This window comes from Clostridium sp. BIOML-A1, assembly GCF_009874105.1.
Lineage (GTDB): Bacteria > Bacillota > Clostridia > Lachnospirales > Lachnospiraceae > Coprococcus.
In genome coordinates, this window is the sequence record NZ_WWTL01000001.1 from 199,004 (window position 1) to 218,600 (window position 19,597).

General features: G+C 34.9%; 19 protein-coding genes. 17 read left to right on the forward strand and 2 right to left on the reverse strand.

Going from position 1 to position 19,597, the window contains the following annotated elements:
* The first annotated feature begins 366 nt into the window (after window positions 1–366).
* The 10 genes from GT641_RS00860 to GT641_RS00900 all read left to right on the forward strand — a co-directional run bounded on the left by GT641_RS00860 (window position 367) and on the right by GT641_RS00900 (window position 8,724).
* Window positions 367–666, forward strand: coding sequence for a hypothetical protein (locus GT641_RS00860; RefSeq protein WP_161116600.1), 300 nt, complete (start codon window positions 367–369; stop codon window positions 664–666).
* Window positions 656–871: an IS66 family insertion sequence element accessory protein TnpB gene (gene tnpB / locus GT641_RS00865; RefSeq protein ID WP_161116601.1), complete on the forward strand. Its 216-nt coding sequence runs from the start codon at window positions 656–658 to the stop codon at window positions 869–871. The genes GT641_RS00860 and tnpB overlap by 11 nt, the downstream gene beginning before the upstream one ends.
* A 325-nt stretch (window positions 872–1,196) precedes the next feature.
* Window positions 1,197–2,753, forward strand: a complete 1,557-nt coding sequence (locus tag GT641_RS00870; RefSeq protein ID WP_161116602.1) for an RNA-directed DNA polymerase — start codon at window positions 1,197–1,199, stop codon at window positions 2,751–2,753.
* Window positions 2,754–2,798: 45 nt separating this feature from the next.
* The gene (locus tag GT641_RS00875) at window positions 2,799–3,131 is read left to right on the forward strand and encodes a hypothetical protein (protein WP_161116603.1); all 333 of its coding nucleotides are present in this window, start codon (window positions 2,799–2,801) and stop codon (window positions 3,129–3,131) included.
* A gap of 185 nt (window positions 3,132–3,316) precedes the next feature.
* The gene (locus tag GT641_RS00880) at window positions 3,317–3,784 is read left to right on the forward strand and encodes a VanZ family protein (protein WP_161116604.1); all 468 of its coding nucleotides are present in this window, start codon (window positions 3,317–3,319) and stop codon (window positions 3,782–3,784) included.
* A 151-nt stretch (window positions 3,785–3,935) separates the two neighbouring features.
* On the forward strand, window positions 3,936–4,148 hold the full coding sequence (locus GT641_RS00885; RefSeq protein WP_161116605.1) for a hypothetical protein: 213 nt from the start codon (window positions 3,936–3,938) through the stop codon (window positions 4,146–4,148).
* A gap of 182 nt (window positions 4,149–4,330) precedes the next feature.
* Window positions 4,331–5,035: a hypothetical protein gene (locus tag GT641_RS00890; protein ID WP_161116606.1), complete on the forward strand. Its 705-nt coding sequence runs from the start codon at window positions 4,331–4,333 to the stop codon at window positions 5,033–5,035.
* A 127-nt stretch (window positions 5,036–5,162) separates the two neighbouring features.
* On the forward strand, window positions 5,163–5,612 hold the full coding sequence (locus tag GT641_RS00895) for a hypothetical protein (RefSeq protein ID WP_161116607.1): 450 nt from the start codon (window positions 5,163–5,165) through the stop codon (window positions 5,610–5,612).
* A gap of 37 nt (window positions 5,613–5,649) precedes the next feature.
* Complete coding sequence (locus GT641_RS12925; RefSeq protein WP_192919775.1) at window positions 5,650–5,805, forward strand: hypothetical protein; 156 nt, start codon at window positions 5,650–5,652, stop codon at window positions 5,803–5,805.
* Window positions 5,806–6,528: 723 nt separating this feature from the next.
* Window positions 6,529–8,724 carry an AAA family ATPase gene (locus GT641_RS00900; RefSeq protein ID WP_161116608.1) on the forward strand — a complete coding sequence of 732 codons (2,196 nt, stop codon included), beginning with the start codon at window positions 6,529–6,531 and terminating at the stop codon, window positions 8,722–8,724.
* A 143-nt stretch (window positions 8,725–8,867) separates the two neighbouring features.
* Here GT641_RS00900 and GT641_RS00905 read toward each other — a convergent pair whose 3' ends face one another.
* On the reverse strand, window positions 8,868–9,440 hold the full coding sequence (locus tag GT641_RS00905) for a hypothetical protein (RefSeq protein WP_204986393.1): 573 nt from the start codon (window positions 9,438–9,440) through the stop codon (window positions 8,868–8,870).
* A gap of 356 nt (window positions 9,441–9,796) precedes the next feature.
* Here GT641_RS00905 and GT641_RS00910 point away from each other — a divergent pair, with 356 nt between their 5' ends.
* The 5 genes from GT641_RS00910 (at window position 9,797) to GT641_RS00930 (ending at window position 13,277) form a co-directional block, all read left to right on the forward strand.
* Entirely contained in the window at window positions 9,797–10,189 is a 393-nt protein-coding gene (locus tag GT641_RS00910) for a hypothetical protein (protein WP_119962998.1), read from the forward strand.
* A gap of 20 nt (window positions 10,190–10,209) precedes the next feature.
* Window positions 10,210–10,608, forward strand: coding sequence for a helix-turn-helix transcriptional regulator (locus GT641_RS00915; protein ID WP_119962999.1), 399 nt, complete (start codon window positions 10,210–10,212; stop codon window positions 10,606–10,608).
* 1 nt (window position 10,609) lies between these two features.
* The gene (locus GT641_RS00920; RefSeq protein ID WP_119963000.1) at window positions 10,610–11,050 is read left to right on the forward strand and encodes a hypothetical protein; all 441 of its coding nucleotides are present in this window, start codon (window positions 10,610–10,612) and stop codon (window positions 11,048–11,050) included.
* 96 nt (window positions 11,051–11,146) lie between these two features.
* Window positions 11,147–12,568 (forward strand): hypothetical protein, encoded by a 1,422-nt coding sequence (locus GT641_RS00925; RefSeq protein WP_161116610.1) that lies wholly within the window; start codon window positions 11,147–11,149, stop codon window positions 12,566–12,568.
* Between the two features lie 103 nt (window positions 12,569–12,671).
* Window positions 12,672–13,277, forward strand: a complete 606-nt coding sequence (locus GT641_RS00930; RefSeq protein ID WP_119963194.1) for a Fic family protein — start codon at window positions 12,672–12,674, stop codon at window positions 13,275–13,277.
* Window positions 13,278–13,438: 161 nt separating this feature from the next.
* On the opposite strand, the gene GT641_RS00935 is transcribed toward GT641_RS00930, so the two are convergent.
* The gene (locus GT641_RS00935) at window positions 13,439–14,920 is read right to left on the reverse strand and encodes a nucleotide sugar dehydrogenase (protein ID WP_161116611.1); all 1,482 of its coding nucleotides are present in this window, start codon (window positions 14,918–14,920) and stop codon (window positions 13,439–13,441) included.
* 330 nt (window positions 14,921–15,250) lie between these two features.
* Here GT641_RS00935 and GT641_RS00940 point away from each other — a divergent pair, with 330 nt between their 5' ends.
* Both GT641_RS00940 and GT641_RS00945 read left to right on the forward strand, forming a co-directional pair.
* Window positions 15,251–18,043 (forward strand): leucine-rich repeat protein, encoded by a 2,793-nt coding sequence (locus GT641_RS00940; protein ID WP_161116612.1) that lies wholly within the window; start codon window positions 15,251–15,253, stop codon window positions 18,041–18,043.
* 16 nt (window positions 18,044–18,059) lie between these two features.
* Window positions 18,060–19,487: an MATE family efflux transporter gene (locus GT641_RS00945; RefSeq protein ID WP_119963191.1), complete on the forward strand. Its 1,428-nt coding sequence runs from the start codon at window positions 18,060–18,062 to the stop codon at window positions 19,485–19,487.
* Window positions 19,488–19,597: the final 110 nt, after the last annotated feature.

A 19,597-nucleotide genomic window follows, 5' to 3' on the forward strand; every position in this document is an offset into this window, starting at 1 on the left:
TATTAATGGCAGACATTTTGATTCCTTTGATCTTATATTAGATGCATTGGGATATATTAGTGCAATAATAGTAATGAGTGTGTGTAGAAGAATCTATAGTTTTTGCATTTATAAAAGAAAATAAATATATAATGAACTGGATTAAATGTACCTTTGTTGACATGAAGGGAAGTCCAGTTCGTAAACGCTCCATAGCCGGTACCTATCCATTTTACCCGAATTTTTTTATAATCACCTCAACTAGTTGGAAAATAAGAGCGAAAAATCCAAATATTCGGGAGGTAGATTAGGGCAACACGACTTGCTATTCGGGAAAAGCAGTTAGAGACCTGGACTGCGATTATTCAGGAATGCAGGAACAGCGGTATGAAAACAAAGGACTGGCTTGCTGAAAATAACATATCAAAGGATCAGTATTACTACTGGTTTAATCAGCTGAGACTTGCGGCGTGCATGCAGGCCTCTGGTCCTCAACCAGAATTGCCGGTTGAATCGGAGAATCCACAGATAGTCAAGTTGGAATGCGCTGATTATCAGAATGACCTTGATTCGTGCAGCAATTCAAAGATAAGGATAGACTGTGGCTGCATACACATAGAGATCGATGGCGGTGCTGCTCCTACAGTAATCCGCTCCATCATGGAGGTTCTTGTAGATGCTGCATGATGCAGTTGGTTTTTCTGAAATATACATAGTATGTGGCAGAACGGATCTGAGGTATGGTATAGACAGTCTTGCCGCAGTCCTCAGATCCCTTGGCATAGAGAACCCTGCAACAGCAGGTACACTTTACCTATTCTGCGTAAACGCTCCACAGTGTGATATGCCCACTGTGAAGCGTTTACTTTTGATATGGAAAGTAGAGTTTTGATGTCGAAGAATGTTGACTTTGCGTATAAACAGAGGTAGAATCAAAATATGTATAATCAAATAGAGGGGGATTTCTTTTATTTCATTTGTAAGGCAGATCTAATTAAAATCCATGAAATGAAAAATAAAATCTTCCAGTGACAGAAAAATACAAAGGTTTTCATAATATTTAAAGAGCAGATAATAATGCCAAGGTTACTCTGAAATGTTTGGGAATGATTTATGACGTCGTTGTTTTGAGAAGATATTATGCATGAAAAAAGCCTGGAATTGATTGTATTAAACGTATACATGAAATATATATTTGAAAGGTCAGGATTAGCAAAATGATAGAGGATGATTTGATACAAGAACTGAAAACAAAAGGTATTTTCTCTGAATATCTACCAAGTGAGTTTAATGTTTCCTCGAATAATTTTAATGTTTATGGGGCAGGTGCCTCTCATAAGGATAGAATAGAACCGTATTCGTATTATATGAGCAGATTTAATAAAAAAGGTGATAAAAGGTTAATTAGTATACCTGAATTTGCAACATATGTATCACTTGTGAATTTTCTTTATGACAATAAATTTTCAATTCTCAGAACAATTGTTAACCAATCAAAAGAAGATGAAAATTCTTTTTCTAGATTTGTGAATAGTGAAGGAAATATTGTATACGAAAAAGATGGATATGGCGGAGGTGCTAAATTTGTTTTAGAGAGGGGCGCTGAAAGTAATGAATATGAGAAGGCTAGAAGTACATATGTAAATAACATGATTTATAAAATTCAGCGTACCAAGGGAGCTGCAGGGATACTCCATATAGATATTTCAGAGTTTTATAGTAATATTTATACGCATATATTTGGATGTATAAAGCTTGGTATAGATGGCATAAAAAGTGCGTTTATTCAAGATAGTACAGATCAAGATTATTTGCTATATAAAAAGTTGGATGACAGAGTTAGAAGACTTAATGGAGCAAGAACTAATGGAGTTTTAGTTGGTCCATATATATCGAGAATATTATCTGAGACAATATTGGCAGTAGTTGATAAGGAATTAAGAGATCAAGGTTTGATATTTACTAGGTATGCAGATGACTATGAAATAGCAATTTATCATGATACATTCTATGAAGATGTACTTCATTTGGTTACTTCAGTGTTTGATAAATATTTTTTGAAATTAAATAGTGAGAAAACATATTATGAAGAATATCCATATTATCTTTTCAGTAATTATGAAAAGATTATTGAAAGAATACGAGGAAATGAGGAGAAAATGGATTCTCCGGAAATAGTGGAATTATTTAATTGTTTTTTTAGTATGGAGAAGAAAGGGGAAAAGGGAGCAGTCAGATATTTATTAAGTGCATATCCTGATAATTATATTATAAATGATAAAAATTTATATTGTGATTATTTGGTAAATGTGATTTGTAACGATGAGAAAAATATGCCATTGGCATCAAAAATATTTGTAAAAGAGTATAAGAATAGCAACATTGCCATTGATGATAACATAAAAAAAATTTTATATAAACATTTAGAATATAATATTAATAATGGCAATAACCTTGATGTGGTATGGTTAGTATATTTGCTTACAAAAATAGGATACGAATTCAACGGACAGCAAGTTGAAAAATTACTTGATACAAAGAATGATTTAGCTATAGTTATTTTGTTAGAGGAGCAGACGGACATATTTAGTGAACAAATTGTAGATAAATGTTGTAGAGTATCAGAGTGTTGGTTATTATTTTACCAGTTTGCACTACATTACGATAGTAAACGCAATATTTTTTTTCAGAAATTTAATATAATACATAATAAAAATTTTTATGAAAAATTGTTTCACAATGGATTTAGTTTTTATAAGAGAAATTCAGATTAATAGAAGAATTTTACAAAATAATGGCTATACAATGGTGAAATAAAAATGAAGCAGATTATGAAGGATACATTTCATTTTTTATATGTGCAGTTTTCAAATCTCTTTGATTCTAATAAAGCGTTAGCGGTATTTTTGATTAGCTTGGCTCTGGGATTGATATGTACATTTATTGGTGGCAGACGATATGAACGTCACAAGATCAATAAGATTCAGGCTAATCAGGTGCAAGAAAATATTTATCAGACTGTAAGGAATGGTGCGGATAAACAAAAAATGAGAAATGGACGAATGGTACAGAGAAGAATACGATTACGGTATAAAAGATACGGAATTGAAGAAGATTCCTATAAAGGTGAATCTTCAAAATGCAAGGCTTAAGGATCCTGACAAGGCGATTGCTGATTGGAAGAATGCACAGCTGCAGGAAGATAAATTAATCGAGCTTGAATTTGTCGCATATTCCGGTAATGACAAGGCCATAAGAATTGCGGAGTGTTGAGTCGTCAGAATAGATGGTTTGTATTAAGAGATAAGTGTGTTGTAAAAGAAAGAAGGGGGAATATATGCGAAAGAAGATAGCAGATAATAGAATATCATTGGTCATTTCATTTGCATTTGTTCTGATAACTTTAGGCATATTGTTCTACCTGACATTCCAGACACCGGATGATACGGTTGCCCTTTCGGAAAGAGTGGGGCATCTGCCTGTCGTGGACGATTTCCTTAATTGGGTAGGTGCATTTGTGGATTGGTCAGTACGTCAGTGGGCACATGTATTTGAATTCCTGATCATCGGCATCTGTGTTAGTATTTTTCATGCATGTGCAACGAAGAAAATCTGGCTGATGCCGGTTTTGGCATTATTAACATGCATGTGTATATCATTGTCCGATCAGTCGGTTCGGCTATTCATTGCCGGGAGACATTTTGATTCCTTTGATCTGGCGTTGGATGCACTGGGATATGTGAGCGCTATCGTGATTGTGAGTATATGCAGGGGGATAAGTAGATTGGTAGTTAATAGAAGATAAGTCCTTTGCCGAGAGGTGAGGGACTTATCTGGGCTTAGAAAATACTTGCGCGACAAGAACATTTGTTCTACAATGTTTATGGGTGCTATCCTTAGGTTAAGGTGGATGAAAGTCTGTTGTAACCTATTGAGATGGTAGGCGGCTGGCCCTCTTGCGAAAAGGAGGGACTGTTACAAAAGCCCTCCGTATGGGAAAGGAGGGTGGTGTGATTATGATGATGGAGTACATAAGCTTGGTAGGATTTATTCTTACCGTCTTTATAGCCGGAATTGCAGTTGGAAAACTTGTTGAGAAGATCGAAAGATTTCTATACAGGAAAGAAGCTGAAGAACATGATGACACAAACAAAAACGACCGCCGTTAGTTTTCGTAGGACTTGGCGATCGTTTATTGCTAAATAACTAAGAGGCTAGCCGTCTGTCGGTAGCACCCTTTACAACTTGATGATATCATAAACAGTAGTTGATTTCAAGTGTTAACGGAATGGTTGATAACAGGACTATTTGACCTTTCAGAAGCCTGCTGATCCGGGTTGATTGTTTTTGTATGAAAGGAAAAGAAGATTCAGGAGTTGATTATATGAAGATTTTTCAAGCAATTGGGGATGAATTGAGTTACAAGGATATCTTGCAACTAGATGGTGCGTATTCAGTTGCACATATTAATTATGGGGAATCACCGCTTTTTAATAATATTGATGGCAGGAATATTGCAAAAAATTCAAGAAAGAACAGTCTTTCTTCTAGGGGACATATTGATGATGTTCTTGGCAGTTTGGATGCCTTTAATGGAACAGAGCAGGGGTATAAGAAAGCAGATAGAATTGAATTATGGAAGTTTTATTGGTTGGAATATATAAATGCATTTGACCAGCTTACCCATGTATTGCCTAAGTCAGTGGTTACCGTTTATATAGGGAGACAAGCTATTGAATTGGGCTTTAAATATTTGTTGGTACAAAAAAATGTGGTAGAAAAAGATTTGAAAACACATAATTTGAAAGAGTTGGCAGATTTGTTATGGTCAAAGTATTCAATTAATAAAAAATATATGGAATATGTAACATCTTTTTGCGATTCTTATTGTAGAATGATCGAAGGCGAAAATCCGGAATATTTTAGATATCCTGAGTACAACAAAAGTGCATATTTTGCAGGCAATCAGCTGGATATAAAATGGCTGTCATATAACTTTGCATTGATAATATTGAAACTGCTGCATTTGGCAGGCTTAGATAATATCTTTGAATGATGATGGAGTGTTGGATTGAATGGTACAGCTTGACATAGGATTATGGAAATGAATAATTAAGTTTGGTGAGATTTAGAGTTTTACAAGACAAATAATAAGAGAAATAATTTTATGAGGGAGAAAAGAGATGAATGAGATAATTGCGTGGTGTAATCAGAATGAAGGATTTTTGTCTTTTGTTCTTTCTGCAGTGACAATTGTTATAAGTATAATTGCAATTACAACTTCGTTTAAGGTTGCAAAGCTGCCATATAGAATTAAACTGAAAGTTATGCCTGTGGCATATAAATCTCCTGATGGGTTAATGGTTGATTTTGTGATCTATAACCAGGGCAATATCGAGACTGGTGTTGACCATATTTCTATAGCGGATAATAACAAATTAGTGCTTGGAATGTATAGGGGAGATAAGGTATTTATTAAACCCGGGCATACGCAGAAATGCAGAATTGAGATATTTGACAGGATCGAATATATTGAAGGAAATATGATTGATCTCAATAATAAGATTGTTATCACGATTCATGATTCGTATGGCAATGAATATGTATTCAAAAATGGATTCCCGGTGGGGTAGGGATGTTGTAGAAGATTATGTGAAAGGATGATGCAGAATGAGAACTTTTGATGATATGCTTTTTAAACAGTTGCAGGATGAAGTCTTTAGAAAAGAATATGAAACTATTCAGCCAGAGTTGGATGTTATAAGAGAAATCGTAGATGCGAGAACTTCACAGAATGTGACTCAAGACATCACATGTTATATTTGATAAAAATGATTTTAATTAAATTGGTTTGAAGCATCATCGGATAAAAATGATGGTTGCTTATGGATATATATTTTTATAGAATATACTACTGACCGATATGTGGTATATAAATGGTCGGGTTGAAAGTTTAGTCCTTCGCCGTAAGGTGAGGGACTTTTTCTATATAATGTGGGAGTATATGATAGGTGGTAATCACCTCCTGCTTACCAGTGAACATACTGTTAATAAAATTGAACAGAAAGCAAGAAAAGTCATGGGGATGTTAAAAAGAGGTGTGAAATTTACACCTACACAGCCTGACATTATGGCTATATTAAGAAAATTAAGGGGAATGCAGTAGGTATAAATGATTTGAGTTATAGAATATAGATGTTATTTGTATAAACGGAATATTAGAAAATAAAACTAGGCGGGAATGGGTAGAACCTTGAATATTGAAGGTTCTACCCATTCCAATTTTTAGTTGATATGATGGAACATAGTTATTATGTCGAAGAATGTTGACTTTGCGTATAAATAGGGTTAGAATATGAGATATAGATAATCGAATAGAGGGGGGGATTTCTTTTTATGTCTATTTGGAGACAGATCTAATTAAAATCCATGAAATGAAAAATTGAATAGTGTATATGAATGGTCTATTAAGAGTATGGTATATTGAAATCTTTATAAGAAAAGCAAAAAGATATATGCAATAGTAAGATTAATAAAGGAGAAAGTAAAGTGATAAATAAGATTATTGTCAAAAATGTGGCCACATATGATACTGAAGGTATTGTTATAGATAAGCTTGAAAAGGTTAATTACATATACGGTGCAAATGGATGTGGTAAAACAACTATTAGCACTTTATTAGAAGATACAGCATGTGAAAAATTTAGTGATTGTCAAGTAGAATGGGATCATAATTTGCCCGAAAAGGTATTTGTATATAATAAAACATTTAGAGAAAAGAATTTTAAAGAAAGTAGTGATATTGCAGGGATTTTTACATTAGGACAGGCTACTACTGAGGAGATTGAAGAAATAAATCGAAAAAAGGCAGAGTTAGAGGAAAAAACACACCATATTAAAGGAAATAATGAAACAATTGAAGATTTAAGAGGGAAAATAGAAAAAGAAAAATCAGATTTTAAAGAAATAATATGGAAAGATGTCTATAAAACAAATGAAGATAAATTTAAAGAGGCATTTAGTGGATTCTTAAAAAAAGAGGCATTTGCTTCTAAGTTAAAAGAATTAGCATTACCCGAAAAAGAAAATATAACTAGAGAAGATGTAGAAAAAAGAGCAGCTAAATTATTTGGAGAACCACCAGTAAAAAAAGAACAGCTTTTCCAATTATCAAAGCAATATATAATGCAGATTGAGAGTTTAGCTATATGGGATAAATGTATTGTTGGAAAGAAAGATATACCAATTGCACGTTTAATAATTCAATTAGAAAATGGGGATTGGGTTAACCAAGGAAGAAAATATATATATTCAGGAAGTAAGTGCCCGTTTTGTCAAAAAGATACAATTGATGAGGATTTTAGGAGTCAATTGGAAGCATTTTTTGATTTGGAATTTGAAAATGATATTGAACAGTTAAAAAAAGGAAAAGAAGAATATTTGCGTGCAAAAGACGATATTCGTTCTAAATTGGCTATTATTGAAAACCAGGATTTAGAAAATGAGACAAAGTTTAAAATACAACAATTGTGTGAAAAAATAGTAAATTGCTTTCGGGATAATGAAGAAAAAATTAATAGGAAAATTAATGAACCAAGTAAAAAAATACAGCTTGATAGTATTGAAAAATATATTGATGAAATTAACTGCATCATTGATATAAAGAATGCAGAAATCATTAAACACAATAATTTAGTTGAAAACTATAAAACTGAAAAGAAGAAATTAATTGACGATATATGGATACTAATTGCTAAAGAAAATATGGCATTGATAAGTAAACATAATAATAAAATAAATGGTTTTATGAAAGGTATTCAAGAGACAACTAATAAAAAAAATCAACATGAGGTAAAAAAGAAAGAATTAGAATTAGAGATTAAGGAAAAAAATAAACTAGTTACTAGTGTACAACCTGCGGTTGATGAAATTAATGGTATTTTAAAAAGTTATGGTTTCAACAATTTTTCTATTGATCCGTCAAAAGAAAAAAATAATCATTATCAGATAAAAAGACCTGATGGTACATTAGTGGAATCAACGTTAAGTGAAGGGGAAGTAACGTTTATTACTTTTTTATATTTCTTACAGTGGATAAAGGGAAGTCAAAATGAAGAAGATGTTACACAAGATAGGGTAATCGTTATTGATGATCCTATATCGAGTTTAGATAGTAATATTTTATTTGTAGTAAGTTCACTTTTAAAAGATGTAATTCGTAAAGTCTTGGTTGGGGAATCAAATATAAAACAGGTATTTGTTTTAACTCATAATGTATATTTTCACAAAGAACTTTCTTTTATGGGAAATAGAAAAGATTCTAATAAGAATATTCATTATTGGATTTTAAGAAAAAAGAATGGAATTACAAATATACAGTATTATGGAATTGAAAATCCAATATCTTCTTCGTATGAATTATTGTGGAAAGAATTAAAAGAACAAAATAATAATTCTGTTATAACAATACAAAATACAATGAGACGTATAATTGAGAATTATTTTAAGATACTTGGAAAGTATAAGGATGAGGATCTGATAGATAAATTTCAGGATTATGAAAGTAAGGAAATATGTAGATCGTTAATATCTTGGATAAATGATGGGTCACATTGTATACCGGATGATTTATATGTTGAAGCGTTGGATGATTCATTGGAAAGATATCAGGAGGTGTTTAGGATGATATTTTTTCATACGAACCATATCGAACATTATAATATGATGATGGGAATTAAGGAATAACTTGAATTATATGACGCTAATTTTAAAGTATATATTAACGAATGCTGACCTGTTATGAGGCAATAAAAAAGGGCTGTCGCATTAAGTAATTATGTGACAGTCCTTTGTGTAGCTGTGCATTATATTATTATTGTATTAATATTTTAATAATTTGGATCAATATCCTCGTCGTCATACGAGTCGAATGGAGATTCCATTTCGCTGTTCCAATTATTGTAGTAAAATAATTCGTCCTCGTCATATATATCGTACTGACCGAAGTCTCGAATGCCTAATATATGGGATACTATCGCCAAGTCGGGCGGAAGAACTCTGCATTCTTCTAATTCATCTTCAAGCTTATCAGGATTTAAAAGACCAGATGTATAAAATGAATAAAGCAATTCAGAATAAATAGCTTTCCATTCACTATTATGGACTTCTAATTCAGTTCTATCTTTTTTATGTTCTGAATTATTACTAACATATTCGACAAAATGGGCACACTGATGGCAGAGAACTGTGATTTTGAGATTTTTAGGCAAATTAGCTTTTACTCTGATGATATGTACGCCCCATCTTCCAGTCCCAGGGCGATAATACCCAAGGGTATTTTCAGGCATAGCGTGTTGATCCTCCTGTGATACATACACTCTGTATCTTTTAAATTTTGCGAGCCAGTCTGTATTGTCTAATAAAGACAATATGAAAAATAAATAGTTAAGTAAACAATACATGTTTTTATTCCTCCTTGTAACTTTATACATGCATCAACTACACAGTAAATATGTTATTAAAATCAAAAAAAAATAATTTTTTGCAAAAAAAACATGAAAATATTTAAAAATGGGACATGAAAAATAAGTAATTGACAATGCGTACATTCTGTTCTACAATAAAAGAACAAACATTCGAACATGGGTGGGGATTCTATTTAGAATATTCGTAATCACGAATCATATATCCGTAAATATGTATGAAAAATGAAAAAGGCAATATACTATTAGAATTCAAGGCAATTTGTTACTGGAGATAAAGTTTTACTTGATAATATTACTTATAAGTAATATTATATTAAGGAAGGGTGCAGGATGTGGAACTGGAGAAGATAAATATAGATGGAGTTAATGATACTTATGCATTGTCTGTTATAAAAAAGGAATTTAAGGATGCAGTGAATGAGCCATGGAAAGAGGTGGAACCGTGGCAGGGATATCAGAAAAAGTTACTACAGGATCTGGCTGTATTAGATTTGTCTAAAGAGAAAGCTATTGATTTGCCGCAATTTGAAAAATTATCCGGTGAGGAGAATTTGTATTGTATTCATCGACCAAGATCTAGGAAGAATATTCGTATTATATATACTATTTATGATGATTGTATTATTTTATTAATTGCATTTTTAGAGAAGAATTCAGGGGATTATCAGAGGGCGATAAGGACAGCGAAGAAAAGATTGAAATGGCTGGAAAGTGATTATGATTGAAATATGGAGGAATATGAGTCATGGGAATAGCAGAGAAGATAGCAAAGGCAAAACCAACCAGCTGGGTAGTGGATGGTTTGTCGAGAACAGAAATAAAATCAACTGTTGAATTAGCCAGAATTTCTGCAACGATTGAGAGAAAACGACTTGATAAAGAAATGACACAAAAGGAGTTTGCTGCTTTTATGGGAGTCACTCAGGGAATGGTGTCAAAGTGGGAGAGCAGAGATTATAATTTCACGATTCGTTCTTTGAATGAGATTTGTGAAAAACTGGAGCTGGATTTACGTGTTGAATTGGAAGACAGATATCCGGTGAACGATTATACATTGATCCAATTGGATCAGAAGCGGTTCATTCCTCATGATTTAAATGATGGATGGAAAGAGTATTTAAAGGATAAGGGGGCTATCGCATAAAATGGAATTGAATTGTATTGTTGATGGAATAGAGATGGTTGGAACTGTAATTAAAGATCTTTCTGTAAAAAATAATATTGTTGATATAGGGAAAGATGCAAGAAAGAGCTTTGGACTAAATATAAATGAGCCAACATTTGAAAAAATTGAAAATGCAGTAATTGCACAGGTTGCCATTCATTTTCAAATAGAAATAGAACAGGAAGAAAATAAATGTAGCATAGAACTTGTATTGGAAGGGGCTTTTTTATCGAGAAATTGTTTGAATGAAGATGCATTTAAACAACTTGTAATCCTAAATGGAGTTGCAGCATTGATAGGAATTGCACGAGGTAAGATTGAAACTTTGTCAGCAGGTATATTTAATAAAGGAAAGATTGTAATTCCGTTTATAAATGTAATGGATTATTACAAAAGCTTAGCTGAAGATAGTGCAAAATAAATATATAGGAAATCTGGATCATTTAAGGAAGATGAGATTTCTGGTATAAAAGGAACTAATTCAAATTAAATGAATATGGTAGTGAGGATAATTTGTATGGGACAGACATATGATAAAGAATTTGTTGAAATATTACGGAAATATGCAAAAGAAGAATTAAAAAAGCAACCAGACTGTAAAGTAGTAAGTTCATTTTTTCATAGGTGCGACCATGTTTATTCTAGAGACTTTCATTATGAACAATATGAAAATGCAGAAGTTTTTTTTCAAAAATGTTTTGCACGGGTTTTGGAAAATGCAGATAGACTTCCCGAAATAGAAGAGAAAAAGGTAGTTGACTGTTTGAGAGAATATTTATATAAGAAATATAATAAAAGATATGAGAAATTTTCTAAGATAAAAATTAGACAATGTGATATGGAAATGATATTGGGGGATAATAAAAAAATAATCGGAATATTTACGAAAACTCAATATAATGGTTCGGAATATTTTTCAGATAGGCTGATTAGTTTAACAAAACTTACATATACATATTGGTCAATAGGGCATTTGATAGAAGAAGGTTATGTTGTTGCAAATGAAAGCATAAATTATGATAAAATAAACAATCGAATTATGCTTTCAGGAGTTAGATATAGAAAAAAAGACAATCAAGATGTTATACAGTATCTTCGGGAATTTTATAACAAATTTTCTACTGGTTCGAAATATGAACCTGAAGTTATAGATAATTATCTTAAATATTTGTCCGGACTAAATGAAGAAAATATGATGAAAACTCCTCTTTTGTTACGAGAAGTACGGCTAAGAAAAAATGAAGAGGTATATCATCAGGGACGATTGGATTTTTTGATATTAAATTATCATACGGGTGAGAGATTAGGGATTGAGATATCGCCTAGTTCAACGCATGCAGATATGGGGAAAGAAAAGTATTTGGATTATAGAAAGAAGATGAGAGATTTCTATAATCTATATGATTTGAAAACATTGGAATATACAGAAAACGATATATTGACAGAAGAAAATATTCAAATAGAGATAGAAAATGCTTTGCATATCAAAGAATTGAAGAAAGAAAAGACTTCAACTGAAGTTGTAGAGGAATATACTGCAAAGAAAGATTTTGAAATATTTTATTTGGAATCTCAGGAAACTATTCAGGAATTTAGAAAGATTCTTACGCAGTATGGCATAAAAGATGAATCGGACACTAATTGGAATGATTTGATAATGAAAAATTCATTAATTAATCAAATAGTTGAGAATCTTTGTCGTGAGATGAAAAAGACAATTAAAGGTAAGACAATTAGAAGTATAACTGGAAAATTTGTTAGAACTTTCTTTTATCATTATAATATATATAATAATTTAAAGAAAGAATATAATTCTGTTGTTGCTTTTCGAGGTACGGTTGATAATGCTTTTTTAATATATATACATAATAATATTATAATAGAACTGAATGAAATAAATGAATTAATATTATGTGCAGAGCAAAAATATGCTATGTAGGAATTTTTCATTTTGATTCTATAAAAATTAGTATCTCACAAGTTGAATAATAAGATGTTTTATAGAATTTACATGGGTTATATATAACAGGAAAGGATATCTTATGGCTTTAGAAAATAAACTTAATATTACAGATTCTACAGAACTGGCCAGAATGGAAGAAAAGATTAGCAAGAAAAAAGCCGTAGAATTATTTGAAAATGGATATCTGGATGCATATGAAGTTGGATCTTTTCAGATGTTGGCGGCAATTCATAGATATTTATTTGATGAAATATATGATTTTGCAGGCAAAATAAGAAATGTAAATATTGCAAAAGGTAATTTTAGATTTGCGCCGGTTATGTATTTGCAGGCAGCAATAGAAAATGTTGATAAGATGCCACAGTCAACATTTGATGAGATTATAGAAAAATATGTAGAGATGAACATTGCGCATCCATTTCGAGAAGGAAATGGACGAAGCACACGAATATGGCTGGATTTAATTCTAAAGAGAGAACTGAAAAAGGTTATTGATTGGAGTACAGTCGATAAAGAAGATTATTTGCTGGCGATGGAGAGAAGTCCAATTAAAGATATTGAGATAAAGTATATCTTAAAACAGGCTTTGACAGCCAGGATCGATGATAGAGAAGTATATATGAAGGGCATAGACCATAGTTATTATTATGAAGGTTATACCTTATATAAGGCAGAAGATTTATAAAAAGTAGAAAAACAAAGATCATCCCTGCAACCAAACACCAAAATATTCAACAACTTATATCACACTACATTAGAATTAGCTGCTCAATTCCGCACTCACATGACCAGACGACCAGTCTGTAAAAGAATGTGAAGCAGAACTGAAGCAGCACTTCACCTCCATCAATCCCGTTCGAATAAATCTCTGGTGTAGACCTTTGCCTGGACATCGTCAAGATCAGAATTATACCGATTGGCGATGATCGCCTGCGACATGGATTTAAAAGCATTTAAGTCATTTACTACCTTGCTTCCGAAGAAGGTTGTTCCGTTCTCCAGTGTCGGTTCGTAGACGATGACGGTTGCTCCTTTGGCCTTGATTCGTTTCATGACACCCTGTATGCTGCTCTGACGGAAATTATCAGAGTTGCTTTTCATTGTCAGTCGGTATACGCCGATAATACATTCTTTTTCGCGGTTTGCGGAATAATTTCCATTATAGTTATAGTCATAATATCCGGCAAGATTCAGAACACGGTCTGCAATAAAATCTTTTCTGGTGCGGTTGCTTTCTACGATCGCACTCATCATATTCTGTGGAACATCATTGTAATTTGCAAGAAGCTGTTTTGTATCTTTTGGCAGACAGTAACCACCGTAGCCAAAGGATGGATTGTTGTAATGACTGCCGATTCGGGGATCGAGACAGACACCATTTATGATGTCCCTGGTGTTTAGCCCTTTGGTCTCTGCATAGGTATCAAGTTCGTTGAAGTAGGATACGCGGAGAGCCAGATAGGTGTTTGCAAATAATTTTACGGCTTCTGCTTCGGTAAATCCCATGAATAGCGTTTCAATATTTTCTTTTATGGCGCCTTCCTGTAAGAGGGCGGCAAATGTATGGGCAGCCTCGATCAGACGGATGTCATTCTTATCCGTAGATACAATGATACGGCTTGGGTACAGATTGTCATATAAAGCCTTTGATTCCCTGAGAAATTCCGGGCTGAACAGGATATTTCTGGTGTGATATTTTTTTCGGACAGATTCTGTGTAGCCTACCGGGATCGTGGATTTGATAACCATGATGGCATCGGGATTGACGTCCAGAACGAGCTCGATCACTGATTCTACAGCAGATGTATCAAAATAATTTCTTGTGCTGTCATAGTTGGTCGGAGCTGCGATCACAACGAAGTCTGCATCTTTATACGCCATAGCTCCATCGGTTGTGGCAGTCAGATCCAAGTCTTTTTCAGCCAGATATTTTTCGATATATTCGTCCTGGATTGGGGATTGGTGTCTGTTTATCATGTCTACTTTTTCAGGGATAATGTCAACAGCGGTCACATGATTGTGCTGTGCAAGCAGCGTGGCGATGGACAATCCGACATAGCCAGTTCCGGCGATTGCGATCTTTAATGGTGATGGAGAAGGATATTTCACAGGTAGGTCGCTGATGAATAATTCTGTGATATCGAAGTGTAACACATCGCCCAGAGCTTCTAATTGCTCGATCGATGGCATAAAATCCTGCTTCTCCATACGTGAAACTAAGGAACGGTTGATTCCGGTTTCGGCAGCAAGCTGTGCCTGAGTCATATGCTGTTGTTTGCGTAGTCTTATAGTAGTATCTGCAAGCTGCGCAGTAGATAATTTCTTCATAATGTACTCCTTGACAAAATGTTATTTATAGTAACAAAAGAAAATGACCCGATATAATCGGATTAATGAAAGATATACCGTGCTTTCTGTATATTACATTATCATTCTATTTTAAATAAGACAATAGTAAAAACAAAAAACACGAACAGAATGCTATATAAATTGTTTTTTAAAATAACACGGGTAGAACGAGAATTTTTACGCCAGTGATCATATGAAAAAACAGAGCATACGGATAAATGGAGAAAAATGGGATTATTTCTATAGACAAAACAACATTTTAAAGATACAGTATAGTTATGAATAATATATGAATATGGGAGGAGAAAAATGAGAAATTACAGATTTAAATTTACAATAGCATTAGGAATCGGAGCCATATGCGGAATGCTTTGGACTCCGGTTAAGCTTGTTCATGCAGAGCAACAGACATCGAATATTATAGCTGAGACAGAGGCGGATCAGGAGCCGGCAGCAGGATATGTAAAAATAGAAGAAAATAGTTCGGGACCGGAGTTGTATTCTGATTATGATATAGCTATGTATAGCACTGACAGTACAACACAGAGCGGAACATGGGGGAATATATCATGGAGCCTTTCCGGTACCACGCTTACGATATCAGGAAGTGGCGATATGCCGGATGCTGATTCATCAAATAAAGCACCATGGATTACATTCAATGTTGAGAAAGTTATAATCCAGAGAGGTATTACAGGTATAGGAAACCGGAATTTTTTACAGATGTCATCGATTACATCGGTAAGTTATCCGGATACATTGACAAAGATCGGAGATGCCGCCTTTTATGAGTGCTATGGACTGACAGAGATTGTATTGCCATCTGGTGTGAATACAGTTGGCAGTGGTGCATATTGTGATTGTTCGGCTGTAACAAAGATTGTAACGCCGGGTGCCACAAGCCTGGAATCTTATGCGTTCCAGGGAACAAGTGCTGTAACATATGAAATACCTGCAGGTATCACATCTATTTCACCATTAGTGTTTTTCGGAAATACCACGATAGAGAGTTATACAGTTGCAGTGGGAAATCCATCCTATATTGCACAGAATGGTATTGTATATTCAAAGGATGGAACAGTGCTTGTTATGTATCCGTTCCAAAGCAGAGTCGGAACCTTTGCGATACCGGCAAATGTAAAGGAGATTGGAGCATATGCATTTTATAATGTAAGAGGTTTAAATTCAGTAGACTTTGCAAATGTAACTACGCTGGGGGAAGGAGCATTCTATCGTTCTCAGTTATCGGGAACATTGACGATTTCAGATAAGATCAGCGAAGTCGGTTATTTTGCATTTGAGCAATGTAATATGCTCACAGCCGTAAAATTTGGCAGTGGATTAAAAGAGAGTTCTTATTCTATGTTTGAAGAGTGTGAAAATATAAGCTCTATTGATTTTGGCGGATTAACAACACTTGGAATGCGGACATTTTTAGGATGTTCGGGATTGACTGAAATAACGCTTCCTGCGACGATGAAGGAATGGGGAGGGTCGGTATTTAACAGCTGCAGTAACCTTAAGACATTCCGTGGATTAGGACTGGAATCAATAGCTTATGCTGATTTTGCACAGTGCTATTCACTGACGGATGTATACCTTCCAAACGTAAAGATTATATATCGTCAAGCATTTGCAAATTGCCCGTCTCTTCAGTCGATAACACTTCCGGCTTCAACGCAATTTGTTGATGAGAATGCATTTTCTTCAACTGTTATCATAAATTGCGAGAATAAGGATCTGGTCAAATTCGGCGCAAATGGACTTCGATATGTGGAGACCATACGGATTACCGGAAAACGTGACTATACAAAAGCATTTGAAGTATTGACGAAGGTGAATGAAGAAAGAGCAAAAAATGGATTACCTGCATTGACTATGGATACGGGTCTTTTGGAAACTGCTATGGTTAGAGCGGGCGATCAGGCTGTATTATTCTCTCATACCAGACCGGATGGAGCATCCTGTTTTTCGGCAGATAAGAATATGATAGCAGAAAATATAGCAATCAATCAGACAACGTCTGAATCTGTAATGGATAGTTGGATGAATTCAACAGGTCATAGAGAAAATATTTTAGATGAAGATTATACTTCCATAGGTGTTGGATGTTTTTATATTAATGGAACTTATACATGGGTACAATGCTTTGGATCAAAGGTGACACAGGAAGCAGTTAAACAGGAAGACCGGATGGTAATACAGAGTGTCAATATCCCCAAAGGCGAATTTACAGAGGCGGTTACCACTGCAGGCATAATGTGGGGAGATGCTGAGACTTATTTATATAAATTTAAAATACAGACAGACGCAGATTCCTATGTAGTTGGGAAGCACATGAATGCGAAAATGATGCTGATAAACCCGGGATTTGAGATCTATTGTCCATTTACAAGCAGCAATATAACATGGACATCGGACAAAAAGAGTGTTGCCACCATAGACTCAAATGGAAAAATTTCATTTGTAGGAAGTGGTAAGGTAAAGATTACAGGTAAGACAGGATATTATCAGGCGTCGATTACTTTAACTGTAAAAGAAAATAAAAAATCGGATCAGTCTGCGAAAACCACACCTGTCCTGAAACTGAAAAATAAAACTGTCACCTATACGGGAAAGAAAAAGAAGATAGATGCTGCTGTTGTAAAAGGAAAAGCAGGAGCAATCGCATATCGGTATTATTCAGATGCTAAGTGTAAAAAGAAACTGGCATCATATCCATATAAAGTTGGAACTTATTATGTAGTGGCAGTTGCAAAGGCAACGAAAAACAGCAACACGGCCAGATCCAATGTCGCAAAACTTGTGATCAAGAAATCAAACACAATGAAATTAAATGTCACCTCTAAAAAATATAAGGTGAAAAAAGCAACCGGAAAACTGGGAAGTAAGCATACCTTTACAGTTGGTGTTAAGAAAGCTAAGGGAAAGGTAACGTATTCCGTTGCTAAAAAAGCAAAAAAATATATTACTGTTACAAAAAAGGGACGCGTAACAGTAAAGAAGGGAACACCACGAGGAACCTATACCGTTACGGTTAAAGCAAAGGGCACCTCTGTATATAGGAGCAAAACGAAAAAGGTAACGATCAAGGTTTCATAAACGTGATAAATGAAATATGAAAAACAAAAAATCCTTTCTGTATGTGATGCTAACGATTGCATTTCCTATCGCATTACAGAATTTATTAACTACAACAGCCAGTATGGTAGATACGATCATGATCGGAAGACTGGGAGAGTCGTGTGTGGCAGCAGTTGGTATCTGTTCGCAGATCAGCTCACTGTTCTTTAGCTGCTACTGGGGCTTCGCCAGTGCGTCGATCCTGTTCTTTTCCCAGTACTGGGGAGCGGATGATGAAAAGGGAATTAACCGTACATTCGGTATCACTTTCATCTGTATGGCAATCGTGGGATTTGCATTTGCATCTCTGTGTATTATCAGACCGGAATTCTTATTGGGGGTATATACAGATAAAGAAGTATTTATCCGGATCGGAAAGCCGTATATGCGGATCGTCGGATGGGCATATCCGCTTCAGGTATTTGCTGTACTTATCAGCTTCCTGCTACGGTCAACAGAGCGGGTGAAAGCGCCGCTTATCTGTTCCATCGTAGGATTGGTAGTGAATTTCTGTTTGAACTTTGTATTGATATACGGTAAATTCGGCGCACCGAAAATGGGTGCAGCCGGTGCAGCAGTCGGAACACTTGCATCTGCAATCATCAATTTATTACTGCTGTTTATCTATCTGATGCGTTCAGAATGCAAGGTGCGGATTCGTCTGAGTCAGATGTTCTTATTCCATGGCGGATTTATCAAAGTATATCTGTCAAATGCATTTCCGATCCTTTGCAATGAACTGTTTTATGGAGTAGGACAAATGCTGATCAATATTGTGATCGGACATCAGAATGAATCCGCGATTGCGGCTATGGCGGCGTTCCGTGTCTGCGAGGGCTTTGTCTATGCATTCTTCGGTGGTTTGTCAAATGCCACCAGTGTTGTGATCGGACAGTCTGTCGGCGCCGGTGACCATAAGGGAGCATACCGGTTTATGAAGCGGTCGGCATTATTCTGTCCGGCAGTTACTTTCGGGATTGTGCTGATCTGTGCGTTATTGCATGAACCGCTGTTTGGCTTATTTGGACTGGGTGATCAGGCACTTCGGTATGGCATGTATATGTTATATATTTACCTGTTTTTCGGTGCCGTTCGAACCTGTAACTATATTATGAATGAGGGATATCGGGCAGCAGGTGAGACGAGAGTCGGAACCTATGTGGAGATTGGCGGTTTATTCCTGGTCAGCGTTCCGGCGACATGGATCGCAGGCATGGTCTTACATCTGCCTTTCCTTGCGGTATTCTCATTTGTATATACGGATGAGCTGGTGCGTCTGGCAATCGAGCTTGTTTATACCAGATCAGGCAAATGGGTGAAGCCGGTTACGGAAGCCGGAAGAAAGACCCTGCCGGAGTTCAAAGATTGGTTAAAGAACCGTAATAATCGTAAACGAAATGCAACATCTATAACGAATAATTAAGCTGACAAAACGGGATGACAAGCATATACTTTTTGTATTCGAAAACAGCCGAGGAAAGGCATTGTGATGAGAGTCGCAATAAGAATTCCGGAAATGTATTTATAAATGAA

What these genes read in the sequence shown, in the direction of transcription:
- GT641_RS12925 (WP_192919775.1), top strand. Translation starts at nt 5,650, where the DNA reads ATGAGAACTTTTGATGATATGCTTTTTAAACAGTTGCAGGATGAAGTC.
- GT641_RS00915 (WP_119962999.1), top strand. Translation starts at nt 10,210, where the DNA reads ATGGGAATAGCAGAGAAGATAGCAAAGGCAAAACCAACCAGCTGGGTA.
- GT641_RS00890 (WP_161116606.1), top strand. Translation starts at nt 4,331, where the DNA reads ATGAAAGGAAAAGAAGATTCAGGAGTTGATTATATGAAGATTTTTCAA.
- GT641_RS00920 (WP_119963000.1), top strand. Translation starts at nt 10,610, where the DNA reads ATGGAATTGAATTGTATTGTTGATGGAATAGAGATGGTTGGAACTGTA.
- GT641_RS00925 (WP_161116610.1), top strand. Translation starts at nt 11,147, where the DNA reads ATGGGACAGACATATGATAAAGAATTTGTTGAAATATTACGGAAATAT.
- GT641_RS00880 (WP_161116604.1), top strand. Translation starts at nt 3,317, where the DNA reads ATGCGAAAGAAGATAGCAGATAATAGAATATCATTGGTCATTTCATTT.
- GT641_RS00905 (WP_204986393.1), bottom strand. Translation starts at nt 9,440, where the DNA reads ATGTATTGTTTACTTAACTATTTATTTTTCATATTGTCTTTATTAGAC.
- GT641_RS00875 (WP_161116603.1), top strand. Translation starts at nt 2,799, where the DNA reads ATGAAGCAGATTATGAAGGATACATTTCATTTTTTATATGTGCAGTTT.
- GT641_RS00940 (WP_161116612.1), top strand. Translation starts at nt 15,251, where the DNA reads ATGAGAAATTACAGATTTAAATTTACAATAGCATTAGGAATCGGAGCC.
- GT641_RS00935 (WP_161116611.1), bottom strand. Translation starts at nt 14,920, where the DNA reads ATGAAGAAATTATCTACTGCGCAGCTTGCAGATACTACTATAAGACTA.
- tnpB (WP_161116601.1), top strand. Translation starts at nt 656, where the DNA reads ATGCTGCATGATGCAGTTGGTTTTTCTGAAATATACATAGTATGTGGC.
- GT641_RS00895 (WP_161116607.1), top strand. Translation starts at nt 5,163, where the DNA reads ATGAATGAGATAATTGCGTGGTGTAATCAGAATGAAGGATTTTTGTCT.
- GT641_RS00860 (WP_161116600.1), top strand. Translation starts at nt 367, where the DNA reads ATGAAAACAAAGGACTGGCTTGCTGAAAATAACATATCAAAGGATCAG.
- GT641_RS00870 (WP_161116602.1), top strand. Translation starts at nt 1,197, where the DNA reads ATGATAGAGGATGATTTGATACAAGAACTGAAAACAAAAGGTATTTTC.
- GT641_RS00930 (WP_119963194.1), top strand. Translation starts at nt 12,672, where the DNA reads ATGGCTTTAGAAAATAAACTTAATATTACAGATTCTACAGAACTGGCC.
- GT641_RS00945 (WP_119963191.1), top strand. Translation starts at nt 18,060, where the DNA reads ATGAAAAACAAAAAATCCTTTCTGTATGTGATGCTAACGATTGCATTT.